We start from the raw sequence: 20,305 nt of genomic DNA, 5'->3' as shown, positions 1-20,305 counted from the left end.
GGATTCTAACGAATGTGACAGAATTTTTCGATAACAATGGCGGTTTGCAGCGGATTATCCATATGAAAGTGGTGATTGCCCGCCACCGACTCCCGATGGATCCGCGCAAAACAGTCGCGCCGGGCCAGCCATTGCGCCGTCAGGCTGGCAAAGCCCTGCTCCCCCTGCACGAACAGCACGGGGCAGCGGATCGCCGCCATCAGGGCCCTCGCCTGTCCCTCGCTCATGCGCAGCGGCGAGAGATCCCGCAATCTGGCATCGCTGTGCCAATGGAGCCGCCCATCCCGCAGGATCAGCTGGCGCTCGCAGATGAGCCGGGCCGCTTCGGGAGAGATATCGGCCACCTTGCAGCGGGCCGCCACCGCTTCGTCGAGGGAGGCAAAACCGCCGGGCGCCCGTGCGCGGGTACGAGAGCGATTGAGAATGGCCCGCCGCAGTTGGGCGGGCACCTCCTCATCGGGTTGACTGAGGGGCCCCAGCCCCTCCAGCAGGATGAGCCGCACCACCTGCTCGGGAAAGACGCCGGCATAGGCGCTGGCAATCAAGGCCCCGAGGGAGTGACCGAGCAGGGTGACATCGGACCAGCCTCCCGCCGCCATGATCTGATGCAGATCGTCGAGCCAGTCGGTGAACACATAGGGGGAGGATTTGTGATCGGACAGACCGTGCCCCGGCAGATCCACGCAGACGAGGTGAACCCCCTCGAGGCAGGCGGCCAGCGGCAGGAAGCTGGCGCCATTGTCGAGCCAGCCATGGAGCGCCAGCACCAGGGGCTGGCCCGCCAGGCCCGACTCCAGCAGGGCAACACGGCGCCCATCGGCCAGCTGCAACTGCCCCTCTCTCATCCCTGCACCCATCGTCATGGCCAAGGATCACCAGCGCCGTATCGGCCGCCGCGGCCAGAAGGGATCGTAGAAGGGGTCATGGAAATAGGGGTCCATGTAGCGCACCTCCACCTCCTTGACCGGTGGCCACAGCTTGCTGCCGGTCACCCTGATCACGGAAAACCGATACTGGTGATCGCCAATCCGGCTCTGCACCGGCTTGTCCAGGGTGCCAAGCACCGTCAGGCTGCGTCCCTTGGCGTAGAGAGTGGGATCGACAAAGCCCCCCATCACCGCCAGGAAGCGGCCGGGGCTCTGCTCGGTCTGCATGGGCACACCATTGCTCTTGAGGGGCAGATAGACCACCTCGACCAGGCTGCGATCCTGCTCGTTATGCACGGCGGCGATGACGCCGCTCCAGCGGGCCGGTTTCCCCTCCTGCCCCGCCAAGGCGGGCTGATAGGCCACCAGGGCGGCCTCCGGCTCATAGGCCAGCTCCTTGGGTGTGGTGCTGCAACCGGCCAGCACCAGGGCGGCCAGACCCAGCAGCAGTGGGTGTCTCAACTGACGGAACGCCTTCATCTTGCTCTCCTTCGCCGGGCGCACCAGGCTCATTCCCGCCCGGGCAGCTTCTTCCAGGTCACCTTGTCCCTGAGGTATACGGGGGTGGCCTGCTCCGGGGTCACCGCGGCCCCGGCCAGCCAGGCGGCCCTCGCCAGAGGCAGCATGTCCAGGGCGGCGGGCAGGCGCGCCGCCGGGCAGGGCCTCTGCTCATCGGCCAGGGCGCTCAGGCCGTCAGCATAGGTCTCAAAGCCTGTACCCGCGCTAAACCAGAGGCCGGACAGGGTCGGCTGCTGCGCCAGCGCCTCGGGGGCCGTGACCTGCTCCTCGCCATCCAGCACCATGATGCCGTCTTGCAGCAGATAGCGGCCCACATAGACCTCCCCCATGCGGGCATCGATGGCGCTGATCACCCGCGTTGCCCCCTCCTGGCGATGGGCCCCCTGGGCCATGGCCGCCAGGGTGGAGATGCCAAGCAGGGGCACACCGGCGCCAAAGGCCAGCCCCTGGGCCACGCCGACCCCAATCCGCACCCCGGTAAAGGAGCCAGGCCCCCGGCCAAAGGCGATGGCATCGAGATCGCTCAGGGCAATGCCGGCCTCATCGAGCACGGCCTGCACCATGGGCAGGATCTTCTTGGTGTGATCCCGCGGTGCCTCCTCCCAGCGCGCATAGACGCGCTCCCCCACCAGCAAGGCGGCGGAGCAGGCTTCGGTGGCGGTATCCAGGGCCAGGATCTTCAACTCATTCATTCGCGACTCTTCTCTAACAGGCATCATTGAAACAGATCGGCCGTAGCCGGATCGGGACTCGCCGCATCGGCCAGTCCGCTAAAGAAATCCCCCAGCCCCGTCAGGTCCCGGGTACGGGGGATGGCGGGCAGACTCTTGATAAAGGTGGCGCCATAGGGCTTGTTGACCATGCGTGGATCACAGATGACCAGGACGCCATGATCACGGCGATCACGTATCAGCCGCCCCACCCCCTGCTTCAAGGCAATCACCGCCTTGGGCAGCTGGATCTCGGCGAAGGGATCTCCCCCCTTCAACTTGCAATCATCGACCCGGGCCTTGAGCAGGGGATCATCGGGGCTCGCAAACGGCAGCTTGTCGATGATAACACAGGACAATGCCGCCCCTCGCACGTCTATCCCCTCCCAGAAGCTGCTGGTGGCCACCAGCACGGCGCGGCCGTTCTCCACGAAGGTCGACAGCAGACGCTGCTTGTTGTCCTCCCCCTGCAGCAAGACGGTGCGGCCGATTTCCCGGCGCAGTACCTCGGCCACCTGCCGCATCACCTGATGGCTGGTGCAGAGGAAGAAACAGCCCCCCGGGGTCTTGTTGATGAGGGGGATCATGCGAAGGGCCAGCTGCTCCCCCCGACCGAAGGCATTGGGCTCGGGCAGTTGACGCGGCACGCACAGGCGCGCCTGTTCGCCATAGTCGAACGGGCTGTCGAGGATCAGCTCGCGGCTTCCCGCCAGCCCGAGCTCGCTCTTGAAGTGATCGAAGCCCATGTCCACCGTCAGGGTGGCCGAGGTAAACACCCAGGCCACCTCGGGCCGCTGCACCTCGGCGCCGAACCGTTCGGCCACCGACAAGGGGGTGAGATTGAGGGAAAAATGGAGCCGCGAGCAGTCATACCAGTAGGAGAAACCGGTCTGGTTGATGGCCAGCACCTCGCCCAGACGCGTGCGCAGCTCGCACAATCGTTCGAAACAGTGATCCAGCTGCTCGCCACGGCCCAGGGCCAGCTTGAGCACCTCATAGCAAAGGCCGAGAGCATCGTTGAGGCGAGCCAGCGCCTGACCCCAGAGCGGCTGGCGCAACATGTCGCGGGTGTTGCCCCGCCCGCCATCGACACCGAAGGCCAGACGCAGATCCTGGCTGGCAATGGCGAGCCTGTCCGCCGCCTTGCCAAGCTGTCCCATGTCGTGGGCCTCGGCGCGATAGGCGAGCTGGATGTCCCGGGCCAGATCCTGCAGGGCGCGGCTGCCCACCGACTTGCCGAAATAGTGGCTGGCTATCTCCCCCAGCTGGTGGGCCTCATCGAACACATAGACCTGGGCCTGCGGCACCAACTCGCCAAATCCCGTGTCTTTCACCGCCATATCGGCGAAGAAGAGGTGATGATTGAGCACCACCACCTGGGCCTCCATGGCGCGGCGCCGGGCCACCACCAGGTGGCAGTCGTCATAGTAGGGGCAGTCGCGGCCCAGACAATTTTCATTGGTGCTGGTGATCTGGGGGAGGATGTCGGCGTTCTCCTGCAGCCCCGGAATGTCCCCCACATCCCCGGTCTGGGTCGCGGTGGACCAGGACTTCACCTTGACCAGATCGCTTAAGATCTCGGGTTTTTGCAGGTGGGATTCGCTCAAGAGGCGGTTCATCCGCTCGATGCACAGATAGTTGCTGCGCCCTTTGAGCAGGGCCACCGGCGGCGTGTAAGAAAGTGCCGCCGTGATGGTGGGAAGATCCCGGTAGAAGAGCTGCTCCTGCAGGTTCTTGGAGCCAGTGCTTATCACCACCCGCTTGCCGGATTCCAGCGCCGGCACCAGATAGGCATAGGTCTTGCCCGTGCCGGTCCCCGCCTCCACCAGCAGTCGGCCATGCCCCGCTATGGTGCCCGCGACCGCTTCGGCCATCGCCAGCTGGGGCGCACGGGCCAGGAAGCCATCGATGTGACGGGCGAGGGGGCCGTCAGGGGAGAACAGGGTCTGGATGGTCAAGGAGGGAGTCCCGCAAGCAAAGGGGCAATTATAGCCAAAAGCGAGGGCCAGCATAAGGCTCAGACGAACAGATCTATCCGGTGATCCGGGTCAGGCTTGCGTCCCTGGGGGGCCTCCTCCTCATGCTCGGGCCGCTCTGGCGCCGAGCCCTTGGCTGGGGGGGAATCCCGGGGCGTGCCCTGGCCCCCATCCCGCTCCGTGCCAATCTCATGGGTCTGATGCTTGTGATCGATGGGGGTCACCTCCCGGCGAACGACATCGCTACCGGGCGTGGCGGGCGCCCGTGGCAAGATGGGAAAGAGCAGATCCTGATTGGGCATGGTAGATCCTCCGTACCGTTGCTGTTCAATTATCGGCCAACTCCGCCCTTTCCTTACTTTCTTCGTGATATTTTACATTCCCTTATTGCAATTCTCGTCAAGGTCGGTAAGGTAAATCGGGCGTCAGTTACGACATCTTATTTTGTAAAGGATTGTTTACATGCTGTTTATCTCCCTAAAGACTCATCACCACCATCATCATCCCGAATAGTCTTTCAGGAGGTTGACTGCTGGAAGACACTTAACTGGTGACTTCCAAAAGGACCGCAAGATTCATAAACCCTCGGAAGCACACACTTCCGAGGGTTTTTTTCGTTTTTGACTAGAAGGAAATCGAGCAAATGGAAACACAACGCCTGCGTATCGCCATGCAAAAGTCCGGTCGTCTGAGCCAGGACTCCCAAGCCCTGTTCAAGAGCTGCGGCCTCAAGATCAACCTGCGGGAACAGCGCCTCATCGCCCACGTCGAGAACATGCCCATCGACATCCTGCGGGTACGGGATGACGATATCCCGGGTCTGGTGATGGAAGGGGTGGTCGACCTTGGCATCATAGGCGAGAACGTGCTGGAAGAGGTGCAGCTCATTCGCCAGCCCCAGGGCTTGCCCTTCGAAGTCAAAACCTTGAAACAGCTCGATTTCGGCGGCTGCCGCCTCTCCCTGGCGGTGCCGGAAGACGTGGTTTACACCGGCCCCCAGTGCCTGGCCGGCAAGCGCATCGCCACCTCCTACCCGGGGCTGCTCAAGCGCTTCTTCGACGAGCAGGGTCTGGGCTTCAAGAGCGTGATGCTGGGGGGATCCGTTGAGGTGGCCCCCCGCGCGGGGCTGGCCGATGCCATCTGCGATCTGGTCTCCACCGGCGCCACCCTGGAGGCCAACGGCCTCAAAGAGGTGGAGGTGATCTACCGCTCCAAGGCGGTGCTGGTACAGGCCCCCAATCCCCTGAGCGAGGCCAAGCAGAAGCTCATCGACAAGCTGCTGCCCCGCATCCAGGGGATGCAGCAGGCGCGCGAGAGCAAGTACATCATGCTGCACGCCCCGAAAGAGAAGCTCAACGCCATCACGGATCTGCTGCCGGGCGCCGAGCGCCCCACCATCATGCAGCTGGCCGGTGACACCAATCAGGTCGCCCTGCACGTCGTCTCCAGCGAAACCCTGTTCTGGGAGACCATGGAGCAGCTCAAGGCCCTGGGTGCCAGCTCCATCCTGGTGCTGCCCATCGAAAAGATGATGGAATAAGGAAGGGACATCATGCAGACCCTGATCTGGAATCAGCTCTCCCCCGCCCGGCAGGCCGAGGCCCTGGCCCGGCCCGCCCTGGACAACGAGGCCGATGTCGGCAGCGTGGTACAGGAGATCATCAAGGCGGTGCGCAGTCGTGGCGACGACGCCTTGCGGGAATTGAGCCAGCGCTTCGAGCGCGCGCCCCGCGAACGGCTTCGCGTCGGCGAGGACGAAATCGAGGCCGCCTGCGCCCGTCTGGATGACGACATCAAGGGCGCCATCGAGGCGGCGATTGGCAACATCCGCACCTTCCACGCCGCCCAGGCACAGGCGCCACTGCGCATCGAGACCCAGCCCGGCGTGGTGTGCGAGCTGCGCACCCAGCCCATCAACCGGGTCGGTCTCTATGTACCGGGAGGCAGCGCCCCCCTCCCCTCCACCGTGATGATGCTGGCCATTCCGGCACGCCTGGCCGGCTGCCGCGAGGTGGTGCTCTGCACCCCGTCGCCGGCCAGCGACGAGATCCTGTTCGCCGCCCGCGCCTGCGGCGTCGAGAAGGTGTTCGCCATCGGCGGCGCCCAGGCCATCGCCGCCATGGCCTATGGCACCCAGACGATCCCCAAGGTGGACAAGATCTTCGGCCCGGGCAACAGCTATGTGACCGAAGCCAAGGGTCAGGTCTCCCGGGACTGGCGCGGCGCCGCCATCGACATGCCGGCCGGCCCCTCCGAGGTGCTGGTGATTGCCGACCAGAGCGCCAACGCCGCCTTCGTCGCCTCGGATCTGCTCTCCCAGGCCGAGCACGGCCCCGACAGCCAGGTGGTGCTGGTCACCACCAGCGCCGCCCTGGCCGAGGCGGTCAAGGGGGAGCTGGCCAGCCAGCTGGCCCTGCTCAGCCGCCGCGACATCGCAACCCAGGCCCTGGCCGCCAGCCTGACCATATTGTGTGACAATCTCGATGAGGCCTGCGCCATCTCCAACGCCTATGCGCCGGAGCACCTCATCGTACAGACCAAAGCGCCGCGGGCGCTGCTGGACAAGCTGGAGAATGCCGGATCCATCTTCCTGGGGGCCTGGACACCGGAATCGGTGGGCGATTACGCCAGCGGTACCAACCACACCCTGCCTACCTACGGCTATGCCCGCACCTGCTCGAGCCTGGGGCTCGCCGATTACCAGCGCCGCTACACGGTGCAGGAGCTGAGCGAGGATGGCATTCGGGGGCTAGGCCCCATCGTCCAGCGCATCGCCCAGGCCGAGGGGCTCGATGCCCACAAGCACGCCGTCACCCTCAGGTTGAACGCTTTGGCCACCGATTCACAGCAAGCAGCACAGCAGAAGGATTTGTCATGAGCATTGCCAAGCTGGCCCGCCGCGTGGTGCGGGCCCTCACCCCTTATCAATCCGCCCGCCGCATCGGCGGCCAGGGTCACGTCTGGCTCAACGCCAACGAGGCGCCACTGGCCTACCCCTTCACCATCGAGGGCAGCCGCCTCAACCGTTATCCCGAGTGCCAGCCGGCCGAGGTGGTCGATGGCTACGCCGCCTACGCCGGGGTCAATCCGAGCCAGGTGCTGGTGAGCCGCGGCGCCGACGAGGCCATCGAGCTGTTGATCCGCACCTTCTGCGAGGCGGGCCAGGATCAGATCCTCATCTGCCCGCCCACCTACGGCATGTACGCCATCAGCGCCGAGACCTGCGGCGTGGGCGTCGTCGAGCAGCCGCTCACCGCCAGCCGCCAGCCGGACTGGCCCGCCATTCGGGATGCCCTCTCCGAGGTCAAGCTGGTGTTCCTCTGCTCCCCCAACAACCCCACCGGGGATCTGGTGGGACGCGAGGGGCTGACCGCCCTGCTGGAGGCAGCCCGGGATCGCGCCATCATCGTCGTGGACGAGGCCTACATCGAGTTCTGCCCCGAGGCGTCCGTGGTGGATCTGCTGGCCCGCTTCCCCAATCTGGTGGTGACCCGCACCCTCTCCAAGGCCTTTGCCCTGGCGGGGATCCGCTGCGGCTTCACCTTGGGGGATCCCGAGGTGATCGCCATGCTGGCCAAGGTGATCGCCCCCTACCCCATCCCCGAGCCCATCGCCCAGATTGCGGCCCAGGCCCTCTCTCCCATGGGGCTTGAGCTGATGCAGGAGCGGGTGCTGGAGCTCAACCGGCAGAAGGCGCGCTTCAAGGCCGAACTGGCCAGCCTCCCGTGCGTGCAGGAGGTGTTCGAGGACAAGGGCAACTTCGTGCTGGTGCGCTTCACCGATGGCGCCGCCGTGTTCGCCGCCATGAAGGCCGCCGGCATCATATTGCGGGACTTCTCCAGCAAGCCGGGCCTGGAGCACTGCATTCGCGTCACCATCGGCTATCAGAACGAAATGGATGCCGTGCTGGCGGTCCTGCGTGACCAGCCAGTCAGCTTATAAGGATGTCATTTATGAAGACCCCGTTTTTGTTTATCGACCGTGACGGCACCCTGATCGAGGAGCCGGTCACCGACAAGCAGGTGGACAGCCTCGCCAAGCTGCGCTTCGAGCCCATGGTGATCCCGGTGCTGCGCGAGCTGCAGGCCGCCGGTTACGTGCTGGTGATGGTGACCAACCAGGATGGTCTGGGCACTGCCAGCCTGCCGCTGGAGAACTTCCAGCCGCCCCAGGATCTGATGATGCACCTCTTCGAATCCCAGGGTGTCACCTGGGAAAAGGTGCTGATCTGCCCCCACTTCCCCACCGACGGCTGCAGCTGCCGCAAGCCTCACCTTGGCCTGGTCAAGGAGTACCTGGCCTCGGGTCGCATCGACTTTACCAACTCCTTCGTGATTGGCGACAGACAGACCGACCTGCAACTGGCCGAAAACATGGGCATTCGCGGCATCCGCTATGACCAAAAAGATCACGGCTGGACCGCCATCCGTGATCAACTGCTCGCCAAGGGGCGCACCGCAGAGGTGGAGCGTTACACCAAGGAGACCCGCATCCAGGTGGCAGTGGATCTCGACAAGAGCGGCGGCAACCAGATAGCCACCGGCATCGGCTTCTTCGACCACATGCTGGATCAAATCGCCACCCACGCGGGTTTTCGCCTCAAGCTGAAAGTCAGCGGCGATCTGCACATCGACGATCACCACACGGTGGAAGATGTGGGGCTGGCCCTGGGTCAGGCCCTGCGCCAGGCCCTTGGCAACAAGCGCGGCATCGGTCGCTTCGGCTTCGTGCTGGCGATGGACGAGGTGCAGGCGGTGATCGACGGGCGTCCCCGCCAGGATGCTGACAACACCTCCCTGACCGAGCTGGACGTGGCCACGGCCCTGGACTTGAGCGGTCGCCCCTACTTCGTGTTCGACTGCCCGAGCGGCTTTGGCCGCGACAGCGTGGGCGAGATGGCCACCGAAATGGTGCCCCACTTCTTTCGCTCCCTCTCGGACGCCATGGCCATCACCCTGCAGATGAAGGTGGGCAGCGGCAACACCCACCACCAGGTGGAGGCCCTGTTCAAGGGCTTTGGCCGCGCCCTGCGCCAGGCCATCCGGGTGGAGGGGAGCGAGCTTCCCTCCAGCAAGGGGGTGCTGTGATGGGGAAACAGAAGCTGGTCATCATCGACACCGCATTGATGGCGCCAACCTCGCCAATCGATATGAGTAAGGGCACACGATGAACAATCAAAAACTGGTGATCATCGACACCGGCTGCGCGAACCTCGCCTCGGTGCGCATGGCGTTCGAGCGCCTCGGCGTGCAACCCAGGGTGAGCTGCAAGGCCGCCGACATCGAGCAGGCGGACAAGCTGATCCTGCCCGGCGTCGGCACCGCCGTCGCCGCCATGAAGAACCTCAACGAGCGGGAGCTGGTGCCCCTTATTCGCGCCGCCAAACAGCCGCTGCTGGGCTTTTGCCTCGGCATGCAGATGCTGGCACAGGCCTCCGAGGAGACCATGAGCGCCGATGGCAGCGAAGGAGAGCTCATCGACTGCCTCGGCATAGTGCCCGGCCGGATCCGGCTGATGGAGGTGGGCAAGCTGCGCCTGCCCCACATGGGCTGGAACCAGATAGATCACGACGAGACCCACCCCCTGCTCAAGGGGATCCCGAGCGGCAGCTACTTCTACTTCGTCCACTCCTACGCCCTGGAGGTGACAGAGGCGACCCTGGCCAGCTGCGACTATGGCCAGCCCTTCACCGCCATCGTCGGCCGGGACAACTTCTTCGGCGCCCAATTCCACCCGGAGCGCTCAGGCCGCGCCGGTGCCCGTTTACTGCAAAACTTTCTGGAGCTGTAACAAGGATGATCATTCCCGCAATCGACCTCATCAATGGTCAGGTAGTCCGGCTCTATCAGGGGGACTACGGCCAGAAGACCGCCTACAGCGACAACCCCCAGGCCCGCTTCGACGACTATGTGAGCCAGGGGGCGGCGCAGCTGCACCTGGTGGATCTGGACGGCGCCAAGGATGCCAAGGCGCGCCAGCTGACCCTCATCGCCCAGCTGCTGGCGACCACGGAGGCCCCGGTCCAGGTGGGCGGCGGCGTGCGCAGCGAACAGGACGTGGCAGACCTCTTGGCCGCCGGTGCCAGCCGGGTGGTGATAGGCTCCACCGCCGTCAAGTCCCCGGATCTGGTGGCGAGCTGGATGGAGAAATACGGCCCCGAGCGCATCGTGCTGGCCCTGGATGTCAACATAGACCCGCAAGGCAATCGCCAGATCGCAGTGGCGGGCTGGCAGGAGAACAGCGGCGTGAGCCTTGAGGCGCTGATCGAACGCTTCCTGCCCGTTGGCCTGCGTCACGTGCTCTGCACCGACATCAGCCGGGACGGGACCCTCTCTGGCAGCAACGTCGAGCTCTACCGGGATCTCTGCGCCCGCTACCCCAGCGTCGGCTTCCAGGCCTCCGGCGGCATCGGCGGCATCTCGGACATAGAGGCGCTCAAGGGCACAGGGGTCAAGGGGGTCATCCTCGGCCGCGCCCTGCTGGAAGGCAAGTTCTCGGTCGCAGACGCCATCGCCTGCTGGGGCGCACCGGATCCGGAACAGGCAACGAATGAGCAAGGAGGCCGCTGATGTTGTCAAAGCGTATTATCCCCTGCCTCGACGTCAAAGATGGCGTGGTGGTCAAGGGCGTGCAGTTTCGCAACCACGAGGTGATGGGGGGCATAGTCGAGCTGGCCCGCCGTTACGCCGAAGAGGGGGCCGACGAGCTGGTGTTCTATGACATCACCGCCTCGAGCGACGCCCGAGTGGTGGACAAGAGCTGGGTCACCCGGGTGGCGGAAGTCATCGACATCCCCTTCTGCGTCGCCGGCGGCATCAAGAGTGTGGAGGATGCCCGCCAGATCCTGGAATTCGGTGCGGACAAGGTCTCCATCAACTCCCCGGCCCTGGCCGATCCCACCCTGATCACCCGCCTCGCCGAGCGCTTCGGCGTGCAGTGCGTGGTGGTGGGCATCGACTCCTACTTCGACGCCGAGACGGGTCAGTATCAGGTCAAGCAGTTTACCGGCGACGAGAGCCGCACCCGCACCACCCCCTGGACCACCCTGGAGTGGGTCAAGGAGGTGCAAAAGCGCGGCGCCGGCGAAATCGTGCTCAACGTGATGAACCAGGACGGCATGCGTCAGGGCTATGATCTCGAGCAGCTCAAGCTGGTACGAGCCGTCTGCAAGGTGCCGCTCATTGCCTCAGGCGGCGCCGGTGCCATGGCACATTTTCGCGATGCCTTTACCCTGGCCGACGTGGACGGTGCCCTGGCGGCGTCCGTGTTCCACAAGGGCCTCATCCCCATTCCCGAATTGAAACGCTGGCTGAAAACCGAAGGAGTCGCCATCCGTGAATAATCAAGCAGTAGACAATGCATTGCCCCTGGCCGAGCGCCTGGACTGGGCCAAGTGTGACGGCATGATCCCCGCCATCGTCCAGCATTCGCTAAGCGGCGAGGTGCTGATGCAGGGCTTCATGACCCGCGAGGCCCTGGAAAAGACCCAAACCACCGGCCAGGTCACCTTCTTCAGCCGCAGCAAGCAGCGCCTGTGGACCAAGGGTGAGAGCTCGGGCCATGTGCTGAGACTCGTCGCCATCAGCACCGACTGCGATCAGGACTCCCTGCTCATCGCCGCAGACCCCGTGGGCCCCACCTGCCATCTGGGCAACCCCTCCTGCTTCGACGGCCACCCGCTGCCGCCGCTTGGCTTCTTGGCGGAGCTTGAGCAGATCCTGGCGTCGCGCAAGGGGGCCGACCCCACCACCAGCTACACCGCCAGCCTCTACGGCAAGGGCACCAAGCGCATCGCCCAGAAGGTGGGGGAAGAGGGGGTAGAAGTGGCCCTGGCCGCCATGGCGAAAGACAGGGAGGAGCTCATCAACGAATCCGCCGATCTGCTCTACCACCTGACAGTCTTGCTGCAAAACGAGGGCTTGGGCCTCAAAGACGTAGTGCGGCGCCTCGCCGATCGCCACAACAAGTGATCAACGAATCCATGTTGACCCAGCTCTACCACCTCACGGTGCTGCTGCAAAACGAGGGGCTGGGCCTCAAAGACGTGGTGCAGCGCCTGCATGAGCACCACACCAAGTGATTATTGAATTCCATTCAACAAAACGGGCCCTGATGGGCCCGTTTCATTTGATGGCCGCCGACTGGCAGCACGCCGCCATCAACCGATGCGGGTCCAGAAGCTCATGTTCACCGACTGGTGGTCAAGCAGGGTCAGGTACTCCCCCGCCACCTCGTTGTGCAGCCACTGCTGGCAATAGGCTTCCACCAGCGACTGGCTGGGGGCCATCACCACATCGGCATAGAGGCCGTCGGCGCCCCGCAGCAGGCAGTGCAGGATGAGCCCGGATTGCTGGACAAGAAACTCGGACTCGACCCGCCGTGACAGGGCGAGCAAATCTTCCTCCGTCACCCCTTCCCTGAGCCTGAAGGTGGCAAACTCGACGCCCCCTACCCCTTGCATGTCCCCATTGATGATCATCTCGTCTTCTCCGTTATGAATGGTCTGGAGAAGCCAGCATAACGAAGGGCTACTGACAGCCTTGTGTCAGTGCCCGGCCCCTTTTTCCGGCTCCGCCTCGGCCCGTCGCTGCGCGAGATAGTGCGCCAGGGTCACGCCAGGTGGCGCCCCTTCCCCCTGACGGCACGGCGCCAGGCTCTCGATGCGATCCACCCTGAAATCCCGGTAGTCCCGGCGCAGCGCGCACCAGGCGCCGAGCGTCCAGCGCCCTCCCCAGTAGAAGAGTCCCAGGGGATAGAGGCGGCGCCGGGTCTGTCTGCCCGCGCCATCCTGATAGCTCATCTCGAGCCAGTGCCCCGCCCTGATGGCCTCGTGCAAGCTGTCCCAGCGAGCGTATACCGGATGCGCCGTACGATAGTCGGGCACCCGCACCACGGGGGGCGGCCCGTCCCCGCCGCGAACCGGCAGGGCCGCCTCTATCTTGGCGAGCAGGGCCCGGGCCGGATCCGCCATCCCCTTGCCGGTCAGCACGGCCACCAGATTCACCCCTGTGATGAGGGCCTCCAGCTCGGCCGCGCTCAGCTGCAATGGGGCCATCTCGAACCCCTCACTCAGCCGATAGCCCAGTCCGGCCTCACCGTAAACCGGGATGCCGGCCAGGGAGAGATCGTCCATATAGCGGTAGATGGTGCGCTCGGAGACGCACAGGCGCGCCGCCAGCTCGCGGGCGGTCAGGGGCTGATGGGCCCGCAGCAGGTTGGTCAATTGAAACAGTCGATCCGATTTTCGCACTCTCCCCTCCCGGGATGCCAGGACATGGCCCATGGTAAACGGGACAGGGGTCGATGGCATGCGCTGCTTGATTGCCGCCCCCCTGAACAGGGAGTCGCGCTCCCGTGAGCCTGGGGCGACAATGGCGGCCGACCCCAGCCACCGCAACCGAGATGCCATGAACAAGTATCAGGTTTTTGCCACCCTAGCGGCGCCCGACGCCTTCACCTTGCTCGACATGGCTGGCGCCGATTTTTTCACAGAAAAGCAGACCCTGCTGGCCCAGGGCCTGGAGGTGATGGGGGAGCCCATACTGGCTCCCGATGCCCGGACGGCGGCCCACACCTATCAAGACTACCTGATCAACCCCAGCCTCCCCTACGGAGCCCCCGCCGCCCGCGGTACCCTGGCGTATCTGCTGCTTCATGCCCCCCGGCTGTTTGGCAAGCGGTAGCCGCCTCGCAGCTGGATCTGCCCGCTCAAGGGGAGTCAACGCCCGCTTGCCTGAAGCCAGGCTGAACAACCGACTCCATTTGACGCCGCATATGGGGCCTATCCAGAGCCCAGACCGGCGCGGACAATGTCGCCGAGCCAACCAGAGCCAGAGGGCGTATGAGCAAATATCAGTTCTTCCGTCAGGGACAAGATCCCGTTACCGTCACCTTCCTGCCGATGTCTTCCCCCTCATTCCTGTCGGAAAAAGAGCAGCTGCTCGCCCAGGGCTTCGAGGTGGTGGGGGACTATATCGACGCAGCCAACGAGACAGAGGCGCTCGACAAGTTCAAGAGCGGCATGATAGAGCCGCTCTCTGAGTACACCAAGGCCAGTGAAGCGGGCGGACTTTACCACTTCATCGAAGGGGTCGGGGAAGCGATCGGCAAGCGGCTGAAGGGGTAAGCCTGGGCTGACAACCCTGGCCCCATGGCGCCCAGCTCCCCGGTGGGCCAGGCTCGTCTCGCGGCAAGGCGCGCAGGCGCCTTCCATGACATCAGCCTTTCTTGACATAAAAAAGACGGGCCGCAGCCCGTCTTGGGATGACAACCCCTCAGCGTCACTCCAACTGCTTGCGCAACATGAACTTTTGCACCTTGCCGGTGGAGGTCTTGGGCAGGGGGGTGAAGATGATGCGCTTGGGGGCCTTGAAGTGGGCCATCTGCTCGCGGCAGAAGGCGATCAGCTCCGCCTGGCTGAGCACACGCCCCTCCTTGAGCTTGACGAAGGCGCAGGGCACCTCCCCCCACTTCTCGTCCGCCATGGCGATCACCGCGGCCTCGTCCACGTCCGGGTGGCGATAGAGCACGTCCTCCACCTCCAGGCTGGAGATGTTCTCCCCGCCCGAGATGATGATGTCCTTGGATCTGTCCTTGATCTCCACATAGCCATCCGGGTGCCAGACCGCCAGATCCCCGCTTCGAAACCAGCCCTCCGCCATCGCCTCTTCGCTGGCCGCCGGGTTCTTGAGGTAGCCCTTCATGACGATGTTGCCGCGCAGGAAGATCTCCCCCAGGGTCTTGCCATCCCGAGGCACAGGCTCGCCGCTGACGGGGTTGGCTACCCGCATCTCTCCCTGCAATGGAGAGGCCACCCCCTGGCGCGCCTTGAGCCGGGAGAGCGCAGTGGCATCCTGCCCCTGCCAGCTTTGCTGGGGCTCGCACACCACGCAAGGGCCATAGGTCTCGGTGAGGCCATAGACATGGGTCACGGCTATCCCCATGGCCTCCATGCCGGCGATCACGGTGGCGGGTGGCGCCGCCCCCGCCGTCATCGCCTTGATGGGGTGGTCGAGCCCCAGTTTCAGGGCCGGGTCGGCGTTGTTCAGCATGTTGAGCACGATGGGGGCGGCGCAAAAATGCGTCACCCTGTGTTCGTGCAGCGCCTCATAGATGGCGCCCGCCTGCACATGGCGCAGGCAGACGCTCACCCCGGCGGTGGCCGCCAGGGTCCAGGGGAAGCACCAGCCGTTGCAGTGGAACATCGGCAGCGTCCACAGATAGACGGGGTGTTTGGGCAGCTCCCAGGAGAGCACGTTGTTGACCGCATTGAGGTGGGCACCGCGGTGGTGATAGACCACCCCCTTGGGGTTGCCCGTGGTGCCCGAGGTGTAGTTCAGGGAAATCGCCTGCCACTCGTCATCTGGCAGCCAGCCGGGCTCGTCGCCGTTGCCCCCGGCAATGAAGGCCTCGTAGGTCAGCTCGCCGACCAGCTCTCCGTCCCGATAGAGGGGATCGTCGATGGCGATGACCAGAGGCTGGCAGTCAATGAGAGAGAGCGCCTTGCGCACCAGGGCGCCAAACTCCCTGTCCACCAGCACAACCCTGCTCTGGGCATGCTGGAAGATGAAGGCCATGGACTCGGCATCGAGCCGGGTGTTGATGGTGTTGAGCACGGCGCCGCTCATGGGTACCCCGAAGTGGGCCTCGAACATGGCCGGGACATTGGGGGCGACGATGGAGACCGTATCACCCTCGCCGATGCCGTGCAGACGCAGGGCCGAGGCGAGCTGGCGACAGCGCACCTCGGTCTGGGCCCAGCTCTGGCGCAGGGGGCCGTGGATCAGGGCCGGGTAGCCGGGATAGACCCGGGCCGCCCGGGCCAGAAAGCTCAAGGGGGTCAGGGCCTCGAAATTGGCGGGCGTCTTGCCAAGGCCAGTCTCGTAGATGTGCGGCTTTGTCATCGGGTTCCTTCCTCATATGGGCACAAAGCGGGGGGCGTCTCGCGGATCACGGCGCACAAGGCACTTGGCAGGCGGCGGATCCTGATACCCGACGAGGGTACCAAGGGGGCGCACGCCCAGGTATTAGCGAAACGTCTTAAGGGGGCGGCCCTGCTCCAGACTCTCGCGACGCCATCAATCATCTTTTGTCGCCAATCACAGACGCTCCCTTGCCGGGGCCGTTTTTGGCGCAGCCAGTCTCTGTCGCACCCGAAGGGCCATTGCCTTGAGCCCGGGGGCAAAATTGCCAAGAATGAGCCCAGGCCCCAAGGGCAATCACTGTAAGGAGAGAAGAGATGAACACATCCATGTTGGCAGGTATCGGGATCGGTGTGGCCTCTGCACTGGCATTGTCGGCCGCCGCCAGCGGATCCCTGTTTTCATCAGAGCCCCAGTTTGCCGAGGTGCTGGCCAGCAAACCGGTGACCGAGACCATCAAGACGCCGCGCCAGGAGTGCCGCAACGTCACCGTCACCCACCGCAAGCCGGTGCAGGATGAACACAAGATCCTGGGCACAGTGGTCGGTGCGGCCCTCGGGGGCGTGGTGGGCCACCAGTTCGGTGGCGGCAGCGGCAAGAAGGTCGCCACCGTCGCCGGGGCCGCCGCCGGTGGCTATGCCGGCAACCAGGTGCAGGGCAACATGCAGGCGGGGGACACCTACACCACCACGGAGCAGCGCTGCAAGACGGTGCAGGACAGCAGCACCCGCACCCTGGGCTATGACGTCACCTACCGCCTCGCCGGTCAGGAAGGGGTAGTGCGAATGGAACAAAAACCCGGCACCACCATTCCGGTCAAGGATGGCAAGCTGGTACTGAGCAACGCGCAGGGTTGATGCCCCGTTAGGAGCGCCCTGCCATGGAGAAGGCCCACCCGACGCGGTGGGCCTTTTTCATGGCGCAGCAGGGGGACCCGGGCTGCCGCCCATGGGAAGATCCATGTGGAAAACCCCCTATAATTCAATCAAATAGGCCTCATAAGATCCCCTTTCCCCCGGTTGAGCCGCCCTTTTCCCCCTATACTCAGCCTGCTTGCGTTTTCTCTTGACCACCACAGTGGGCTGACTAAGATGTTTCCGATTGCCAGCCTGTGCTATAACGGTTTGAATATGTCAAAGATATCAAGTACATCGCCTCAATTGCATGTCCGCTTTGGCGACTTCGAACTGGATGAACGAAATGCACGGCTGCTGCACCATGGCCACGCCGTTCCCCTCTCCCCCATCCCATTTTGCCTGCTGTGTACCCTGATCCGCGAGCCTGGCGTGCTGCTGACCAAGGATGAGCTGCTCGATCGGGTGTGGGGCCATCGTTTCGTGAGCGCCTCCGTCCTCAAGGGAGCCATCAGCGATATCCGCACCCTGCTGGGAGACGATCCCCGCCAGCCGAGCTTCATAGAGACAGTCTCCCGCCGCGGTTATCGCTTCATCTGCCCGCTGCGCCCTCAGGAGGCGGGGCTTTCCCCCCTCACCTCTGCCACCACTTCGCTGCCGATGTCGCAACGAACGTCCTCTTCAGGGATCTTCGTCGGGCGAGAGCAGGCGCTGGCGCGCTTGCAAGACACCTGGCAGCGGGCGGCCCAAGGCTTGCGTGCCATCGTCTGGGTCGCGGGTGAACCCGGGATCGGCAAGTCGACCCTGATCGCGCACTTTTGCGCCGGGATCCCTGATGCCCTCTGGGTAAGGGGGCAATGCGTGCAACTGCATGGGGCGGGTGAGCCCTATCTGCCGGTGCTGGAGGCCATCGCTGAGCTGTGCCGTCGCGATGAAGAGGCGGTCTCGCTGCTGCGCAGCGTGGCCCCGACCTGGCTGCTGCAGCTGCCCTGGCTCTGCTCGCCGGCGCAGCGCGAGACCCTGCTCCATGAGCTGGTCGGCGCCCATCCCCAGCGCATGTTGCGGGAGATGAGCGAGTTTCTGGACTGCTACACAGCACAGCGACCGCTGCTGCTGATCACCGAAGATCTGCACTGGGGCGATCCCTCGACCCTGCAGCTCATCGACTACCTCGCCCGCCGCCCCAGTCCCAGCCGCCTGATGTGGCTGGGCAGTGTCCGGCCGGATGAGCCCCTTGTCCCCGACCATCCGCTCCATGCCCTCAGGCAGGCGCTGCGCGGGCAGGGCCTGGGTGAGGAGATAGGCCTGGCCCCCTTCAGCGAGCAGGAGGTGGCGACCTATGTGAGCGAGCGGATGCCGGCCATGAACGGCGCCCCCGGGCTTGCCCTCGCCCTCCATGAGCGAACCGGCGGCGTCCCGCTGTTCGTCGCCGCCCTCGCCACCGAGGTGATGAGCCGGACAGCCCATGGGGACGACACCGAGCCCGCACGTCTGGTTCGCCGGGCGCTGCCCGAGAGCCTCAGTGCCCTGATCGATCACCATGTGGCCAGGCTCACCGAGCCGCGGCGCCGGCTGCTCGCCGCCGCCGCCGTGCTGGGCATGAGGGTCCATGTCGACACCCTGGCGCGGGTGCTGGAGTGCAGCCTGATGGAGATGGCGCAGCAGTGCGAGGCGCTGATCCGGGAGCGACTCTGGTTGATGGTGCCAGCCCCGGAGGCATCGACCGAGGGGCCCCACCGCTGCGTCCAGTTTCGCCATCAGCTGTTTCGCCAGCGCCTCTATGATGGCCTCTCATCCCCCCTGCGCGGGGCGCTGCACGGCAAGACAGGGAGCATCCTGGAGGCGCTGCGGGCCGCAGGCCAGGAGGTGACCGCCGCCGAGCTGGCCATGCATTTCGACCGCGGCCACGCCCCCATCAAGGCCCTTGGCTATTATGCCGAGGCCGCCGAGGCTGCCCTGCTTCATCTCAGTCCCGCCGAATGCATGAGCCTGACCGCCCGAGGGTTGACCCTGATCGAGCAGCTCCCCGAGAGCCCGTCGCGCCACGCCCTGGAGATCACCCTGGCCACCCTGCGCGGCGCGGCCGCCTTCCACACCCTGGGTGCCGGGGAAGAAGCCCGCCATGCCTACCAAAGGGCCGCCGACCGGCTGGCCGAGGTGCCCGCTCACCCCATGGCCGGCCTGGCGCTCCATGGTCTGGGTTTCCTCCATGCCCTGCGCGCCGAATACCCGGAGGCCCTGGCCATCGCCGCGCGCGCGCGGACCCTCGCCACCGCCCAGGCGGATCCCCTGCTGATCCTGGCCGCCTGTACCGTGCAGGGCCAGGCGCTCATGATGCAGGGTCACCATGGCGCGGCCAGGGAGACCCTGGAGCAGGCCCTGCCGCTGCTCGAGCAGGCACAGGCGGGGGCCGAGCACAGCTTCATCGGCTTTATCGCCGATCCCCAGGTGACGGTACTGGCCTTGCTGAGCCTCCCCCTCGCCCAGCTCGGCCTGTTTGCCCAGGCTCGGGGGCGCCTGCAACAAGCCTATGCCCGCGCCCACCAGATCGCCCAGCCGATGGCGCTGATGATCACCCTCTGGTTCGATGCCCTGTGCGGGATCCGGTGCGGCGAGGTGGCGCGGGTGGCGACCCTGGCCGGCGAGATGCGTACCCTGGTCGATGAGTTTGCCCTCGCCCAGGGCCAGGCGCCCTGTCGCTGGTTCCAGGGGTGGGCTGACACCCAGTGGGGCAGGCCCCACGAAGGGGCGCGCCAGATCCGGCAGGCCTACCTGGACAACAGGGCGCTGGGGATGATATCCGGGGGCAGCGAGACCCTGGGCTACCTCGCCGAGGCCATGGTGCTGCAACGAGAGTGGCACCAGGCACGGGAAGTACTGGATCAGGCCCTCGCCCTGGTGCAGCGCCATGGTGAGCGCATCGTGCTGCCGCAACTGCTGCTGATCCAGGGCGCCATAGCACAGGCCGCCGGCGATACCCTGGCCGCCGCCACCTCGGCCCGTCAGGCGTTCGAGGAGGCCCAGGCCCAGGGCACCCCCTGGCTGGCCTTGCTGGCGCTGACCACACTGTGCGCATACCAGACCCCGACCCAGGCCGAGTGGGATGCCCTCGCCGCCCTGACAACCCAGCTCGCCGAGGCGGGAGAGACCCCCCTCCTCGCCCAGGCAAGCCACCTTCTCGCAAGCGGGCCAACCGCCAGATAATCCCGGGGGCCGCCCGTAACGCGCCCCCCCCAGCTCCACTTTGAGCCCCGGAGCCCGCCATGCTCCATCATCTTACTGCCGGGGTTGCGAGCCACGTTCACCGACCGGCACCGGGGCAAGCGGCGCCATCAAGCCCTGGGAAGCCCCGGGCACGCCCTCTTCCAGCCAACCTCATAGCGCCTTGTCACTCCCCCC

20 protein-coding genes, 1 pseudogene and 1 other annotated feature are annotated in these 20,305 nt (G+C 65.2%); of the genes and pseudogenes, 13 read left to right on the top strand and 8 right to left on the bottom strand.

The window, feature by feature from the left end; genetic code table 11:
* Positions 1-5: 5 nt before the first annotated feature.
* Genes ACLHZ1_RS16965 through ACLHZ1_RS16945 form a run of 5 tightly spaced genes read right to left on the bottom strand, consistent with a single transcriptional unit; the run spans position 6 to position 4,433 of the window.
* Complete coding sequence (locus ACLHZ1_RS16965) at positions 6-857, bottom strand: alpha/beta fold hydrolase (protein ID WP_427263047.1); 852 nt, start codon at positions 855-857, stop codon at positions 6-8.
* Positions 858-872: 15 nt separating this feature from the next.
* The gene (locus tag ACLHZ1_RS16960) at positions 873-1,406 is read right to left on the bottom strand and encodes a Slp family lipoprotein (protein ID WP_427263030.1); all 534 of its coding nucleotides are present in this window, start codon (positions 1,404-1,406) and stop codon (positions 873-875) included.
* 29 nt (positions 1,407-1,435) lie between these two features.
* A complete protein-coding gene (tsaB, locus tag ACLHZ1_RS16955; protein WP_427263029.1) occupies positions 1,436-2,137 on the bottom strand; it encodes a tRNA (adenosine(37)-N6)-threonylcarbamoyltransferase complex dimerization subunit type 1 TsaB in 702 nt (233 codons plus the stop codon).
* A gap of 23 nt (positions 2,138-2,160) precedes the next feature.
* Complete coding sequence (locus ACLHZ1_RS16950; protein ID WP_427263028.1) at positions 2,161-4,113, bottom strand: ATP-dependent DNA helicase; 1,953 nt, start codon at positions 4,111-4,113, stop codon at positions 2,161-2,163.
* 59 nt (positions 4,114-4,172) lie between these two features.
* The gene (locus ACLHZ1_RS16945; protein ID WP_427263027.1) at positions 4,173-4,433 is read right to left on the bottom strand and encodes a hypothetical protein; all 261 of its coding nucleotides are present in this window, start codon (positions 4,431-4,433) and stop codon (positions 4,173-4,175) included.
* Positions 4,434-4,619: 186 nt separating this feature from the next.
* Positions 4,620-4,745, top strand: a sequence feature (His leader region).
* 29 nt (positions 4,746-4,774) lie between these two features.
* Here ACLHZ1_RS16945 and hisG point away from each other — a divergent pair.
* The 9 genes and pseudogenes from hisG to ACLHZ1_RS16900 all read left to right on the top strand — a co-directional run.
* Complete coding sequence (gene hisG / locus ACLHZ1_RS16940; RefSeq protein WP_427263026.1) at positions 4,775-5,671, top strand: ATP phosphoribosyltransferase; 897 nt, start codon at positions 4,775-4,777, stop codon at positions 5,669-5,671.
* A gap of 12 nt (positions 5,672-5,683) precedes the next feature.
* Complete coding sequence (gene hisD, locus ACLHZ1_RS16935) at positions 5,684-7,009, top strand: histidinol dehydrogenase (protein WP_427263025.1); 1,326 nt, start codon at positions 5,684-5,686, stop codon at positions 7,007-7,009.
* On the top strand, positions 7,006-8,073 hold the full coding sequence (hisC, locus tag ACLHZ1_RS16930) for a histidinol-phosphate transaminase (RefSeq protein WP_427263024.1): 1,068 nt from the start codon (positions 7,006-7,008) through the stop codon (positions 8,071-8,073). The genes hisD and hisC overlap by 4 nt, the downstream gene beginning before the upstream one ends.
* Before the next feature lie 11 nt (positions 8,074-8,084).
* The gene (gene hisB / locus ACLHZ1_RS16925) at positions 8,085-9,218 is read left to right on the top strand and encodes a bifunctional histidinol-phosphatase/imidazoleglycerol-phosphate dehydratase HisB (protein ID WP_427263023.1); all 1,134 of its coding nucleotides are present in this window, start codon (positions 8,085-8,087) and stop codon (positions 9,216-9,218) included.
* A 79-nt stretch (positions 9,219-9,297) separates the two neighbouring features.
* Positions 9,298-9,921, top strand: coding sequence for an imidazole glycerol phosphate synthase subunit HisH (gene hisH / locus ACLHZ1_RS16920; RefSeq protein ID WP_427263022.1), 624 nt, complete (start codon positions 9,298-9,300; stop codon positions 9,919-9,921).
* A gap of 5 nt (positions 9,922-9,926) precedes the next feature.
* Positions 9,927-10,700 (top strand): 1-(5-phosphoribosyl)-5-[(5-phosphoribosylamino)methylideneamino]imidazole-4-carboxamide isomerase, encoded by a 774-nt coding sequence (gene hisA, locus ACLHZ1_RS16915; protein ID WP_427263021.1) that lies wholly within the window; start codon positions 9,927-9,929, stop codon positions 10,698-10,700.
* Positions 10,700-11,473, top strand: coding sequence for an imidazole glycerol phosphate synthase subunit HisF (gene hisF / locus ACLHZ1_RS16910; protein ID WP_427263020.1), 774 nt, complete (start codon positions 10,700-10,702; stop codon positions 11,471-11,473). Before hisA ends, hisF begins: the two co-directional genes overlap by 1 nt.
* Positions 11,466-12,101: a bifunctional phosphoribosyl-AMP cyclohydrolase/phosphoribosyl-ATP diphosphatase HisIE gene (hisIE, locus tag ACLHZ1_RS16905; RefSeq protein WP_427263019.1), complete on the top strand. Its 636-nt coding sequence runs from the start codon at positions 11,466-11,468 to the stop codon at positions 12,099-12,101. The genes hisF and hisIE overlap by 8 nt, the downstream gene beginning before the upstream one ends.
* Positions 12,098-12,211: pseudogene (locus ACLHZ1_RS16900) on the top strand (bifunctional phosphoribosyl-AMP cyclohydrolase/phosphoribosyl-ATP diphosphatase HisIE); the annotation flags it as partial. The gene hisIE and the pseudogene ACLHZ1_RS16900, both read left to right, overlap by 4 nt.
* Positions 12,212-12,289: 78 nt before the next feature.
* Here the strand turns inward: ACLHZ1_RS16900 and ACLHZ1_RS16895 are convergent.
* Both ACLHZ1_RS16895 and ACLHZ1_RS16890 read right to left on the bottom strand, forming a co-directional pair.
* The gene (locus ACLHZ1_RS16895) at positions 12,290-12,610 is read right to left on the bottom strand and encodes a hypothetical protein (RefSeq protein WP_427263018.1); all 321 of its coding nucleotides are present in this window, start codon (positions 12,608-12,610) and stop codon (positions 12,290-12,292) included.
* 66 nt (positions 12,611-12,676) lie between these two features.
* Positions 12,677-13,354 carry a helix-turn-helix transcriptional regulator gene (locus ACLHZ1_RS16890; RefSeq protein ID WP_427263046.1) on the bottom strand — a complete coding sequence of 226 codons (678 nt, stop codon included), beginning with the start codon at positions 13,352-13,354 and terminating at the stop codon, positions 12,677-12,679.
* Between the two features lie 58 nt (positions 13,355-13,412).
* Between ACLHZ1_RS16890 and ACLHZ1_RS16885 the strand changes: the two genes are divergently transcribed.
* Entirely contained in the window at positions 13,413-13,814 is a 402-nt protein-coding gene (locus ACLHZ1_RS16885) for a hypothetical protein (protein ID WP_427263017.1), read from the top strand.
* Positions 13,815-13,972: 158 nt separating this feature from the next.
* On the top strand, positions 13,973-14,257 hold the full coding sequence (locus tag ACLHZ1_RS16880) for a hypothetical protein (protein WP_427263016.1): 285 nt from the start codon (positions 13,973-13,975) through the stop codon (positions 14,255-14,257).
* A 154-nt stretch (positions 14,258-14,411) separates the two neighbouring features.
* Here the strand turns inward: ACLHZ1_RS16880 and ACLHZ1_RS16875 are convergent, their stop codons facing one another.
* Positions 14,412-16,034 carry an acyl-CoA synthetase gene (locus tag ACLHZ1_RS16875; RefSeq protein WP_427263015.1) on the bottom strand — a complete coding sequence of 541 codons (1,623 nt, stop codon included), beginning with the start codon at positions 16,032-16,034 and terminating at the stop codon, positions 14,412-14,414.
* Positions 16,035-16,369: 335 nt separating this feature from the next.
* On the opposite strand from ACLHZ1_RS16875, the gene ACLHZ1_RS16870 reads away from it, so the two are divergent.
* Together ACLHZ1_RS16870 and ACLHZ1_RS16865 are read left to right on the top strand one after the other, a co-directional pair.
* Positions 16,370-16,909, top strand: a complete 540-nt coding sequence (locus tag ACLHZ1_RS16870) for a glycine zipper 2TM domain-containing protein (protein ID WP_111910563.1) — start codon at positions 16,370-16,372, stop codon at positions 16,907-16,909.
* Positions 16,910-17,182: 273 nt separating this feature from the next.
* Positions 17,183-20,110, top strand: a complete 2,928-nt coding sequence (locus tag ACLHZ1_RS16865) for an AAA family ATPase (protein ID WP_427263014.1) — start codon at positions 17,183-17,185, stop codon at positions 20,108-20,110.
* Positions 20,111-20,305: the final 195 nt, after the last annotated feature.

The sequence above is a fragment of the Aeromonas sobria genome (genome assembly GCF_050266975.1).
Lineage (GTDB): Bacteria > Pseudomonadota > Gammaproteobacteria > Enterobacterales > Aeromonadaceae > Aeromonas > Aeromonas sobria_B.
Note: the sequence above shows the minus strand (reverse complement) of the source record. Positions and strands in the feature narration are given on the sequence as shown.